The 12,404-nt window shown below is 41.3% G+C and carries 16 protein-coding genes; all 16 read left to right on the top strand.

Annotated features, from left to right (window positions below; translation table 11 throughout):
* The first annotated feature begins 234 nt into the window (after positions 1-234).
* The 16 genes from FN960_RS09325 (at position 235) to FN960_RS09250 (ending at position 12,311) form a co-directional block, all read left to right on the top strand.
* Complete coding sequence (locus FN960_RS09325) at positions 235-723, top strand: metal-dependent hydrolase (RefSeq protein ID WP_143848451.1); 489 nt, start codon at positions 235-237, stop codon at positions 721-723.
* Between the two features lie 87 nt (positions 724-810).
* Positions 811-1,593, top strand: coding sequence for a polysaccharide deacetylase family protein (locus FN960_RS09320; RefSeq protein WP_143848450.1), 783 nt, complete (start codon positions 811-813; stop codon positions 1,591-1,593).
* Between the two features lie 255 nt (positions 1,594-1,848).
* The gene (locus FN960_RS09315) at positions 1,849-3,015 is read left to right on the top strand and encodes a D-alanyl-D-alanine carboxypeptidase family protein (RefSeq protein WP_143848449.1); all 1,167 of its coding nucleotides are present in this window, start codon (positions 1,849-1,851) and stop codon (positions 3,013-3,015) included.
* A gap of 131 nt (positions 3,016-3,146) precedes the next feature.
* On the top strand, positions 3,147-3,497 hold the full coding sequence (gene spoIIAA / locus FN960_RS09310; protein ID WP_143848448.1) for an anti-sigma F factor antagonist: 351 nt from the start codon (positions 3,147-3,149) through the stop codon (positions 3,495-3,497).
* Between the two features lie 2 nt (positions 3,498-3,499).
* A complete protein-coding gene (gene spoIIAB, locus FN960_RS09305; RefSeq protein ID WP_143848447.1) occupies positions 3,500-3,940 on the top strand; it encodes an anti-sigma F factor in 441 nt (146 codons plus the stop codon).
* Positions 3,941-3,952: 12 nt separating this feature from the next.
* On the top strand, positions 3,953-4,720 hold the full coding sequence (gene sigF, locus FN960_RS09300; RefSeq protein WP_143848446.1) for an RNA polymerase sporulation sigma factor SigF: 768 nt from the start codon (positions 3,953-3,955) through the stop codon (positions 4,718-4,720).
* A 264-nt stretch (positions 4,721-4,984) separates the two neighbouring features.
* Complete coding sequence (locus tag FN960_RS09295; RefSeq protein ID WP_143848445.1) at positions 4,985-5,596, top strand: TetR/AcrR family transcriptional regulator; 612 nt, start codon at positions 4,985-4,987, stop codon at positions 5,594-5,596.
* Between the two features lie 54 nt (positions 5,597-5,650).
* Complete coding sequence (locus FN960_RS09290) at positions 5,651-6,388, top strand: TspO/MBR family protein (protein WP_143848444.1); 738 nt, start codon at positions 5,651-5,653, stop codon at positions 6,386-6,388.
* A gap of 12 nt (positions 6,389-6,400) precedes the next feature.
* Positions 6,401-7,132, top strand: a complete 732-nt coding sequence (locus FN960_RS09285) for an alpha/beta hydrolase (RefSeq protein ID WP_143848443.1) — start codon at positions 6,401-6,403, stop codon at positions 7,130-7,132.
* A gap of 248 nt (positions 7,133-7,380) precedes the next feature.
* Entirely contained in the window at positions 7,381-7,983 is a 603-nt protein-coding gene (locus FN960_RS09280) for a stage V sporulation protein AA (RefSeq protein WP_143848442.1), read from the top strand.
* Positions 7,973-8,392 (top strand): stage V sporulation protein AB, encoded by a 420-nt coding sequence (locus FN960_RS09275; protein WP_143848441.1) that lies wholly within the window; start codon positions 7,973-7,975, stop codon positions 8,390-8,392. Before FN960_RS09280 ends, FN960_RS09275 begins: the two co-directional genes overlap by 11 nt.
* A gap of 15 nt (positions 8,393-8,407) precedes the next feature.
* Entirely contained in the window at positions 8,408-8,863 is a 456-nt protein-coding gene (locus FN960_RS09270) for a SpoVA/SpoVAEb family sporulation membrane protein (RefSeq protein WP_185970987.1), read from the top strand.
* A gap of 30 nt (positions 8,864-8,893) precedes the next feature.
* Positions 8,894-9,910: a stage V sporulation protein AD gene (gene spoVAD / locus FN960_RS09265; RefSeq protein WP_143848439.1), complete on the top strand. Its 1,017-nt coding sequence runs from the start codon at positions 8,894-8,896 to the stop codon at positions 9,908-9,910.
* Positions 9,907-10,257: a SpoVA/SpoVAEb family sporulation membrane protein gene (locus tag FN960_RS09260; RefSeq protein WP_143848438.1), complete on the top strand. Its 351-nt coding sequence runs from the start codon at positions 9,907-9,909 to the stop codon at positions 10,255-10,257. Before spoVAD ends, FN960_RS09260 begins: the two co-directional genes overlap by 4 nt.
* Before the next feature lie 4 nt (positions 10,258-10,261).
* Positions 10,262-10,843 (top strand): stage V sporulation protein SpoVABEA, encoded by a 582-nt coding sequence (gene spoVAEA, locus FN960_RS09255; protein WP_143848437.1) that lies wholly within the window; start codon positions 10,262-10,264, stop codon positions 10,841-10,843.
* The gene (locus tag FN960_RS09250; protein WP_143848436.1) at positions 10,827-12,311 is read left to right on the top strand and encodes a spore germination protein; all 1,485 of its coding nucleotides are present in this window, start codon (positions 10,827-10,829) and stop codon (positions 12,309-12,311) included. Before spoVAEA ends, FN960_RS09250 begins: the two co-directional genes overlap by 17 nt.
* Positions 12,312-12,404 lie beyond the last annotated feature (93 nt).

Genomic DNA, 12,404 nt, shown 5'->3' with positions numbered 1-12,404 from the left:
ACAGTTCTTTGGCTGCCGCTCCCGAAAATGGGGGCACGCTTACCGCGGGAAGGTAATGAGCTAACTCGACTCCGTCGATTTATCTCATTGAACCTTTTCATCCCGCAGGTGTCGGCCCACCATTTTCGTCCGCTTGGTAAGTAGCAGGTATCTAGGATACACTTTTTTACCTGGAAAGAACGTATGTTCCGTGTTACACTTAATCCTTATCTAAGCATAAAACGAGGGATAGGGATGAATGGAAAAACACACCTAATGGGTGGGCTTGCTGCTTGTGCAGCGGTTGAAAGCTTTACAGCTGGCTCTGAATGGAGTCCGTTATTTTATGTGGGGGGGATGATAGGAGCCTTCTTGCCAGATATTTGTCATGTGCATTCGACCATTGGACGTAAATTACCGATTTTGTCTCGAGTGATTTCATTTTTAGTTGGGCATCGGACATTTACTCATAGTTTACTGTTTTTAGTTCTAATTTATTTTATAGTTACGTTCATAGCACCTGAAGGAACAAATCTTGTTATAGGTTTGCTTACGGGGATGATCAGTCATATTATATTAGATATGGCCACGGTCAGGGGAGTGAAACTGTTTTTTCCGTTCCCGCTAAGAGTTCGTTTACCTATTTATATTCGAACGGGTGGAAGGTTTGAAGGATTTGTTCAAGTAGGTTTGTTGATTTGGCTCGTTGTGTGGGGCTATCAATTTATCCATGTTTGGCTGTAATTATATCCCTCTAGTACATCTGCGAGTATAGATTTCTTAACCGAGTGCATAGTAACTTGAAAGATCTATGCAAAGGTGGCGATCAACGTGTCGTGGACAAAAAGAATTTTCTTCATGTTCATTATAATAATCGCAGGATGTGGTATGGGGAATACGATGAACGAGGAAGTTGATACCATGCAAAAAAATGCTCAAGTTCAATCGGTAGAGGAAAGACCTGAAGCAGTAAACAATGGACAATTAGCAAAACAGTATCCAGATACCGTGTTTTTGTCTGGTCCAAAGGATGAGAAAAAAATTGCCCTTACGTTTGATGATGGACCGGACCCAAGAGTAACTGGAGATCTGTTAGATGTGTTGGCTGAAGAAAAAGTCCCTGCAACTTTTTTTCTAATGGGAGTTCGAGTGGATCGGTACCCAGATCTAGTGAAAAGAATGGTAGATGAAGGACATACTATTGGCAGTCATGGTTACTGGCACAACCCTTTAATTAATTTATCTAATAGAGAAGCTCAAGCCGATTTAGAAAAGGCTAACCAAGCTATTTTTCGCGCGGTTAATCAAGAAACGAGCTTATATCGCCCGCCCTTTGGCTCTCTTAATGAAGAGAAAGTAGAAATGTTAAAGGAGCTGGGCTATTCTGTTATTATCTGGTCCGTGGATTCAGAGGATTGGAAGGCCTCGCCTCCAGATGAGATAGCAGAGAAGGTGATCGAGGATGTGAGGCCGGGTTCTATTATTCTCCATCATGATGGGGCCAACTGGAATATTGATTTATCAGGTACAGTGACAGCGGTCCAAAAAGAAATTAAAGAGCTTAAGAAACGAGGATATACATTTGTGACAGTTCCAGAATTATTGGGGCTTTAGAAAACCGGGACATACGTTTTTAGCAATAAGAGGAGTCTAACGATTGCGTTTAGAAAGTGCAATCGTTAGGCTTTTTTTGTTAATACCGCATCGGAAAACGACGGCACAAATCTGCTTCTCGTCGTTTGTATGTGACCATCCTTTTAGTTATGTTCATGTGTTTGATGATCTAGACGTATAAAATAGGGTTCTTCTGGGAAAAATGGCTCATAGTTTGATCAATGATCGAGACCTTAAAATGTGGAGGATATTATCATGAAAAATCTATTAGCTGGAATACTCAGTTTAGGACTAGTGTTTACTGCGATTTCACCAACTGCTTTAGCGGCTGAGAAGCAAAACGAAAGAATCTTTGCAGAGAATGCATCGTCTGCCATCTTAATGGAGCGCGACACAGGGGAAATTCTCTATGAAAAAAACAGTAATGAAGCTTTTCCTCCGGCTAGCATGACTAAAATAATGACCATGCTCTTAATCATGGAAGCGATCGATGAGGATAAGCTTAAATATGAGGATATGATTCGGGCCAGTGAAAATGCTGCTTCTATGGGCGGATCACAAATTTTTCTAGAGCCAGGCGAGGAAATGTCGGTACAAGATCTGCTTAAAGGAATTGCAGTGGCATCTGGAAATGATGCATCAGTTGCAATGGCAGAGCATTTAGGTGGAACAGAGCAAGGGTTTGCAGACATGATGAATGAGAAAGCAGATGAACTTGGGTTGGAAAATACACATTTCTCTAATTCCAATGGGCTTCCTGTTGATAATCATTACACCTCTGCTCATGATTTAGCGGTTATGGCGAAAGAGCTTTTGAAATATGAAGATATTACTACGTTTACGGGGATTTATGAGGATTATTTACGGTCGGATACTGCAAAACCGTTTTGGTTAGTCAATACAAATAAGCTTGTACGATTTTATCCTGGAGTTGATGGCTTAAAGACTGGCTATACAAAGGAAGCTAAATACGGGTTAACAGCTACCGCAGAAAAAGACGGTATGCGTGTCATTGCTGTGGTCATGGGTTCTCCAACTCCAAAGGAGCGGAATGCTGATGTATCAGCAATGCTCGACTACTCCTTTAGTCAATTTACGAGTCACAAGCTGTATGATCGCAATGAAGTGATCTCTAAAACAACCATTAGTAAGGGGCAAAAAAAGAAGATAAATGTCGTAACCGGAGAACCCATTTCAATTTTAACAAAAAAGGGCGAGTCAGTTGAAGAAGTGAAGGAACGTATCGAATTAGTAGAAAATATAAAAGCACCTGTTGAAAAGGGTGATAAGCTAGGGACGCTTATTATTGAAAATGGTGAAAAAGTAGTTAGTGAGACACCACTTGTGGCAGATGAGGAGGTTGGCTCGGCTTCATGGTGGACGCTATTTAAACGAGTGCTTGGCGGTTTTGGTGGAAATTAAGCATATCTTTGTTTCTTTATTAGAATGGTGACTAGTTTTGTCAGCGAGCAGGAGGCAGATGCCTTAAAAGCGAATGTACATAACTAGTATAAACAGGACTACCTGTTCACCACGCTAAGGAGGGATCATATATGAGCTTAACCATTGATTTATTAAAGAAAGACAGCGTGTTGTTGGTTCGTTTAGAGGGAGAACTTGATCACCATTCTGCTGCAAAACTAAGGGCGGATGTGGAAAGGGAAATAGAAACGGGGCACATCAAACACCTTGTATTAAACCTGGAGCACCTTTCGTTTATGGATAGTTCTGGATTAGGAGTTATTCTCGGAAGATACAAGCAGATAAGAGCAAATGGCGGAGAGATGGTGGTCTGCGCTATTTCTCCGGCAGTTCGTCGCTTATTTGAAATGTCTGGTTTGTTTAAAATCGTACGTCTTGAAGCAAATGAGCAATTTGCACTTGAGACATTGGGGGTGGCATAAACATGCAAAATCGGATGGAGCTTAGTTTTTCGGCGGTTAGTTCAAACGAATCCTTTGCTAGAGTGACCGTTGCTGCATTTATTGCCCAAATCGATCCAACAATGGAGGAAGTAACAGAAATAAAAACGGTTATTTCTGAGGCTGTCACAAATTCCATCATTCATGGGTACCATAATCAGTCTGAAGGCATGGTATTTATCACAGCGACCCTTGAAGAGGAATGTCTTGAATTAATCATTCGTGATGAGGGCATGGGTATCAGTGATTTAGATGAGGCTAGACAGCCACTATTCACAACAAAACCAGAACTTGAGCGATCAGGAATGGGTTTTACGATCATGGAAAACTTTTGTGATGAGATGAATGTCGTTTCTGAACCAATGCTTGGTACAACGATTTATTTAAAGAAGCAATTATCAACTAAAAAAGCCATATATAATTAAGGGGTTTTGCCTATGGACGTGGAGGTAAAACGTAAAAATGCTCAGAAGGTTCAGCTGACAGACTCTGAAGTGAAATCACTTATTAAGGCTAGCCAGGAAGGTGACCTGGAAGCTAGAAATGAAATTGTTAATCGAAACACTCGACTTGTCTGGTCTGTGGTCCAACGGTTTATGAACCGGGGATATGAAGCAGATGACTTATTTCAAATTGGTTGCATCGGCTTAATCAAGTCTGTTGATAAATTTGATTTAAGCTATGATGTTAAATTTTCTACGTATGCAGTCCCAATGATCATAGGTGAAATACAGCGATTTCTTCGCGATGATGGAACTGTTAAAATCAGTCGCTCCATTAAAGAATTGGGAAATCGTATCCGTAAAACAAAGGATGAACTAACCAAAACACTAGGTCGTACACCCACTGTGCATGAAATGGCCAAGCATTTGGAGGTTTCACCCGAGGAGATTGTGTTTGCAGGTGAAGCCAGTAGACCATTAACCTCGATTCATGAGACCGTCTATGAAAATGATGGCGATCCAATTACATTGTTGGATCAAATGGCTGACCATTCTGAGAATCGTTGGTTTGACAAAATTGCTTTAAAAGAGGTCATACAAGAGCTTGAGGATCGTGAACGATTAATCGTGTACTTACGCTACTATAAAGATCAGACACAATCAGAGGTTGCCGAGAGACTAGGTATATCACAGGTTCAAGTTTCAAGATTGGAGAAAAAGATATTAGAGCATATGAAGCACGAAATGAATGGGTATGATTAAATTAGGGTCAAGTCCATATTATTGCAAGTAGTCATTCTAATGCCTATCCTATTTTGGAAGCGACAGACGAAGAAATGAACATGGACCGCCCTCTATTCATAAAACTCCCAAGTGTTCATTTTCATCACAACTTGGTTATAGTCAATATTCAGGCATGCGTCCCCTAGCATTATTGGGTACGCATGCTATTTTTTTTGTTAAAATAGGTTTAGATTGACCAAAATAGGTGAATGAGCTTATCATGTGATAAGTAAGGAGTAAACAATGAAAAAAAAATCAACGAATGCACATAAAAAAAATACAGCAGAGGGCATCATTCAAACGGCTCATCGATTATTTATGGAGCTAGGCTTTACCGGTGTATCCACTCGAATGATTGCAAAGGAATGCGAAATTACCCAGCCTGCACTTTATCATCACTTTCCAAATAAGGTAAGTATTTATCTTGCGGTATTGATTGAAGATCTCTCTAATACTGAAAGAGCTCTTCAAGAAATTATTAAACACGCCAGCTCGTTTAGAGAGGCTCTACTTGAAGTGACGGTCTATATTCTATTGAATCGGCCAAGAAAGCTAGGACAAATGACAAATGATATGAGACAGCATTTAAGTATGGAAGAACAGCTGCTAGTCAGAAGTCATTGGACAAAGGCGTATCAAACTCCAATAGAAGGTTTACTGAGCCAAGTAGAAATTCATCCATCACTTATTCAAACGGATCAACATCTAGGAAAGCTTGCTCATGTTTATCTTGGCATGGTGCATCAACAAATTCCTGATATGGAACGACTAGAGCTTCAGGTAGAAGAAGAGATTCGATTGAAAGCTGAATTTTTGGTTACAGTATATGTAGATGGTATTGCAAGTAGTAAGTAGTTTCCTCATTTCTTGCTTATCACATAAGTAAAAGCATCATGAGGAGGACACAAAATGAATCATTTACGAAAGCTAGCTGTTTTAAATCTGGTAGCCTTTATCATTGCGTTGGGGATGAATTATATATTTCCTGCTGCACAGAATGTTGGAAATGTAGCGGATGCCCTAGGCTCTATCATTCAGCCTGCTAGTTATGCTTTTTCGATTTGGGGATTTATCTATGTATTGATTACGATATGGCTGATTCGAATGTTTTGGGCAAATCATGAGGAGGCCAGTAGTTATAAGAAAATATCAGGTTGGTTTGCTGCAAATATTATTTTTAATAGCTTATGGATTTTAGTTTTTGAAAACGAACTATTTGGATTATCAATATTTGTCATCTTAGCTGTTTTTTCAACCGTATTGGTCATTTATTTAAAAATTGAGTCCGTTCCCGGTACTCCATGGTGGCACAGGCTTCCTTTCTCTGCCTACTTAGGCTGGATTACGGTTGCAACGATTGTGAATGTGTTTGCTTGGATGAATGCCTCAAATATCGACACCTTGTTTGCGTTAAATGAGTTAACATGGACGATCATCATGCTGATTGCTGCGACACTTATTACAGTTGTCGTAACCCTAAGGCATAGGGATTTTATGTATCCACTTATTGTCATTTGGGCATTTGTTGGCATCCTTGTGAAGGAACAATCACGAACGGAGCTTGTGACAGTCATTTGGATTCTCATTGCTTTAATCGTTCTGACGATTATTTATCAGGGCGTACGAATGTTTAAAACCTCTAGATAGAAGGGAAACGCCATGAAAAAAATATGGATAAGAGGGTTAACGGGATTCGTTGCCCTCTTGCTGATTATCTTAATCAGTGCAATTGTGTGGGCATCCTTTACATATGAAGCTGTTGAAGGAGCTGAGACCTTTGCAGGAACAGAAGAGAACGGTGGATACCGTTTTGGTGATCCTGATGCGAGCATTGGAATAATCTTTTATCCGGGAGCAAAGGTAGAGCCAGATGCTTATAATTATCTCGGGCATGATATGAGTCAGAAAGACTATTTTGTTCATATCCCTACAATGCCGTTTCATTTGGCGGTACTGTATCCGACAAAGGCGAATGACATCATGGCAAGCTATCCCTACGTAGAGCAGTGGTATATTGGTGGTCATTCTCTTGGAGGGGCCATGGCTGCTTCCTATACGGAGGATTATCACGAGAAGCTGTCGGGTTTATTTTTGCTTGCAGCCTACTCAGCGAGTGATCTTACAAATATTGACTTACCCGTGTTAGACATTTCAGCAGGGCGAGATGGGTTGGCTACACCAGAGAAGATGGCTGAGTATGAAATCAACCTACCTGATCAAACAACCAAAATAGTTATTGAAGAAGGCAATCATGCCAATTTTGGTGATTATGGCCCACAAAAAGGGGACCAGACGAGCTCCTTAACCCCAGCAGAACAGCATGACATTGTCATTACAGAGCTAGATCAATGGATAGATTCATTAAATAATGAAGCTGTGTTAAATGAATAGATGGTAGCCCCGAAACCCCGTCCCACTCATTTTAGTGGGACGGGGTGTTTTTGGATCAGGTCATACTAATGCCTACCTTATAACAAGCGGATAAAAGGATGAGGCCGTTTTCTGAGGCCTCGGAGAACAGGTTCATTGAAATAAGAGGATCTATAACTCTCCACTGTTTTAATCAGTTTTAAATGTTACGCATGAACTGAGTAGAGACTTAGCATACTAAGGAAGAAGCTCTTGAAGGGCGTGATATCGTGGAGAATCAAACGTTATTTGTACGGATGAAACCAAGGGTAGAGGCTGAACGAAATCAACAGCTAACCTTAATGAATCTCGTTCGCTTGTCCGGAGATACTGAGGTACTTAAGCGAATTCAGCAGCTCCCCGTATACCATATAAAAAAAGAAGACGGATCTAAACTGTCCATTGATGTCCTTGCAGTGATTTCAGCCATTCGCTTCCACTATCCTAGGATTGACATTCAAATTGTTGGACCAGCTAATACAGTTGTTTATATAAAGCAGCCACAGAAACGGCTTAAACCCATCTATATTATAACGGTTTGGCTCCTTTTATTTGTTGGGTCAGCACTTGCGGTGATGAACTTCCACGAAGATGTGAGTATGCGCGCTGTACACATCAGACTTTATTATTTGTTAACGGGAACGGACACTCTTTATCCTTTGTGGCTACAAATACCTTATTCAATTGGTTTAGGGATCGGCATGGTATTGTTTTTTAATCATTTTTTTAAGAAACGCTTTAATGACGAGCCGAGTCCACTTGATGTAGAAATGTTTAATTACCAACAGAATCTGGATTTATATGTAGTGCAGAAAGATAATCATGATCATTAGTTGGATGCTTAGCATATTGATTGGAATAGGCGGAGGACTAGCTGTTGGTGGGGGACTAGTAGCCTTTATTACGGTTTTAGGTGTTATTCCTCGGCTTGCCCAATTGTCTCGCTCAGAGTCGTGGATCCGTTTGTATGAATGGGCGGGCATACTCGGTATTCAATGCGGGACGTGGGCGAGCTTTTATAGCTTTTCGGTGGGTTCGAATCGATTAATGGCTGCTATTGTTGGCTTGTTAGCTGGTGTGTTTATTGGCTTATTAGCTGCAGCTTTAACAGAGGTACTCAATGTGTGGCCCATCCTTGTAAAACGAATGGGGATGAGGGGACAACTTCTTTTATTACTAATGGCCATCGCTTTAGGCAAGGTAGCAGGATCTTTATTTCAGTGGATCTGGTTTACGTTGTAGGAAGGAATGGAATATATGACAAAGCTAAAACAAAAACAATATCAGAAAAATATCGAAATATTCCTACCTAAAAGACAATTTTTTCGTAATGGTACAAAAGCCTTTCTCGTAGGAGGAGCTATCTGTGTGATTGGTCAAGGTCTGATCGAGCTTTATCACCACATCTTTTTAATAGAACGACAGGCTGCAGTGGAATGGATGCTTGTGACACTGATCCTTGCTGCCTCGGTCATGACTGGTTTTGGTTTATATAGAAAAACAGCGGCTTTTTCTGGCGCAGGCATCCTGGTACCAATTACTGGTTTGGTTAATTTAATGACGAGCTCAGCAATGGACCATCGTCATGAGGGGATTATTCAGGGCGCAGCCGCTCATCTTCTCAAGCTTGCTGGCACTGTTCTTGTAACGGGTGTTGTGATGGCATATGTGGCAAGTGCGGTCAGGCTTATTATCCATACCATTATCAAATAAGATGCTTTATTGAACAGAGAGGACCGGTCTATGAAAAAATTAGGAAAGCTTACGTGGGAATATACAGAACCGGTGTATATTCAGGCTACAGGGACAGTAGTTGGCCCAGCGGAGCATAAAGGACCGCTTGGGCAATCATTTGACCAATCGTATGATAATTTATACTGCGGAGAAGCAAGCTTTGCCAAGGCGGAAAGAGTATTACTCAAAGATGCTGTGATGATTTGTTTGAAAAAGGCAGGCCTTCAGCTAAAGAAAGTGGATTATTTACTAGCGGGTGATCTTGACCATCAATTAACAGCATCATCCTTCAGTGCAAGGGATCTCGATCTTCCTTTTATTGGAATGTATTCGGCTTGTGCTACGGCAAGTCAAACGTTAATTATGGCCGCTTTGCTTGTAGAAACAGGGTTAGCGACTCACGTGCTCGCTGGAGCTAGCAGTCACCATGGTGTAGCGGAAAAGCAATTTCGTTTTCCAACAGAAATGGCTCATCAAAAGAGTCAAACCGCTCAATACACTGTCACGGGTGCCGGAGTAGCTCTTGTATCTCGAAAAAAAAGCTCCATAAAAATAGGTGTTGCAACAATTGGCGAGTTGGTTGATATGGGAATAAAGGATACAACGAATATGGGTGCGGCAATGGCACCAGCTGCTGGTCAAACCTTGCTTACCCATCTAAGAGAAACGGGTCGAACACTTGAGGATTATGATTTAATCCTCACGGGGGACCTGGGTAGGATCGGGAGTAGTATATTCAGAAAATGGATGAGGGAGCATGGCTATAAGCTTGAAGAATGGCATCAGGATGGCGGAGTAAAGATCTTTCGTTCAGATCCATTATATTTAGCTGGTGGCAGTGGAGCAGGGTGTGCTGCAGTGGTCACGTATGGTCGTATCATCCGTGATCTCCAAAAGGGTACATACAATCGGGTCCTGCTACTAGCCACAGGTGCTCTCTTTAGTCATACATCGGTAAGTGAAGGGGATACGATTCCAGCCGTGGCACACGCAGTATCTCTTGAAAGGTGTGAGCATGAAGAGTGATTTATCTATGGGCTTTTATGATTGGTGGAACGATCTGTCTGATTGGACAGAGCCTACTTGATATTGGTCGACTCACACCTGTCCAGTGTCTTTCTGTTCTTGTAATACTGGGGGCATGTCTAGATGGGTTTCATCTATACGATTCACTGCTTCTACTATCCGAAGCTGGAGCAATTATTCCAATTACCTCTATTGGACATGCGCTTGTTCACGGAGCCATGAGTGAAGGAGGGGGACAAGGATTTTTGGGTATAGGTGCAGGATTATTTTCTCTCGCTTCCATGAGTTTGTCTTGTTCCATTGTCATCTCATTTGGGGTCGCTCTAATGTGTAGACCAAGGAGGTAATAGAATGAAGCATTTGAAAGATGTCATATTTATCACGGATGGGGACGCAGCAGCCAAAAAAACGATAGAATGGGTAGCTACTGAGCTTGGTTGCCGTTGTATTAGTGCTTCTGCTGGAAATCCTTCCACACTCTCTAAACAAAAGCTCATTCAGAATATTTTTCAAACTCCTGATGATGCCGTTGTTTTAATCATGTTTGATGACTGTGGCTATCGTGAGGAGGGGCCAGGTGAACGGTTAATGCGAGCACTATTCGACCATCCGGATATTCGCGTATTAGGTGCTGTTGCTGTCGCCTCAGCTACACATGCTAGGGAATGGACAAATGTGCATATTAGTATAGATCGCTATGGAGAGTTAACGGAGTATGGAGTGGATAAGGAAGGTCTTCAGGATTTAGAGCTCAATAGAATGAATGGAGACACCGTCTATATCTTAGATGAGCTAAAGCTGCCCATTGTTGTGGGAATCGGTGATATTGGCAAAATGAGAGGGCAAGATGATGTGAAAAGGGGCTGTCCAGTGACCAAAAAAGCGGTACAGCTCATTTTAGAAAGGAGTGGGTACCTTGTCTCAGGACTATAAGAAAAAAGAAGAGACATTCAGTGATTCGTATTCAGAAAATGTCGAACGCTTAGAAGAGCGATTAGCACTGGACGTATCATTTGATGTCGGCGTACGGAATCTGAGCATTTTAGGCAGAGAGCTTAGTATTTATTATGTGACCGGACTTACGGACAATGAATATTTAATTGAGATCCTTAAAGAGTTAATGGATCTTGACGCACGAGGAAGGAAAACAGGAGACGTTCATCTAGCCATAAAAAATCATTTAACTCATGTTCAAGTGGAAGAAACCAATTCCATGGACGATGCCATTACACAAATGCTATCAGGCCTTGTTTTTATTATTCACGAAGGGTCTGAGCAGGCATTTATCGTTGATGTGAGAATGTACCCTGGGCGTGGCCCTGAGGAGCCAGATACTGAAAGAGTTGTTCGAGGGGCACGAGATGGCTATACAGAAAATATAATTTTGAACACAGGCCTCACTAGGAGAAGAATTCGAGATGAACGTCTTCGTCATGAGATTGTTCAGGTAGGTGTTCGCTCAAAAACGGATATTTGTATCTCCTATATAGATGGGATTGCAGATCCTGATCTGGTTGCTATTATAAAAAAGGAAATTGAAGCCATTACCATAGATGGAATAACGATGGCAGACAAAGTAATTGAAGAATATATCGTCAAACAAGGCTACAACCCTTTCCCACTTGTTAGATATACAGAGCGTCCAGATGTCGCAGCGACACATCTTTTGGAAGGCCATATTGTCTTAATTGTGGATACAACACCAAGTGTCATCATAACACCCACAACGCTTTTTCATCATGTGCAGCATGCTGAAGAGTACCGGCAATCAGCGGCAGTAGGTAGTTTTCTTCGCTTTATGCGATTCACGGGAATCATGTTTTCCTTATTTATTTTGCCGTTTTGGCTTCTTCTTGCCACAAATCAGTACCTATTACCTGAAGTCCTTTCATTTATTGGACCAGAAGAACATAAACATATTCCTATTGTTTTGCAAATTATATTTGGTGAGATGGGTATTGAGCTCTTGCGAATGGCGGCCATTCATACTCCGTCACCTCTCGCAACGGCACTCGGACTTGTCGCCGCACTGTTAATTGGCGATATGGCGATTGAAGTAGGGTATTTAACAGCAGAGGTCATCCTTTATATATCGCTTGGAGCCATAGGAATGTTTGCGACGCCAAGTTATGAATTAGGTGTCGCTTTAAGAATGGTCAGATATCTGTTTATAATCTCTGTTGCTCTTTTTAAGGTTCCAGGATTTGTTGTAGCGTTCTTGATTTTTATTTTCTTCCTGTCTTCTACAAAGCCTTTTAATAAACCATATTTATGGCCATTTCTTCCGTTTTCTCCTCCGGAAATGTGGCAAATTCTTGTTCGTGCAACAGTCCCTTCATTAAAATGGAGACCATCGATTGTGAACCCTCAGGATAAAGTCCGTCAGAAGCCATCTAGTTAGGTATTTGCCAATAGCTTACTTTATTAAAGTGTGATAAAGTGTAAGAATATTGTACACTTAAATAACAGAGAAATAGCTGAGGGCAGTTGATGT

Source organism: Alkalicoccobacillus porphyridii (genome assembly GCF_007293315.1).
GTDB classification, from domain to species: Bacteria; Bacillota; Bacilli; order Bacillales; family Bacillaceae_D; genus Alkalicoccobacillus; species Alkalicoccobacillus porphyridii.
Note: the sequence above shows the minus strand (reverse complement) of the source record. Positions and strands in the feature narration are given on the sequence as shown.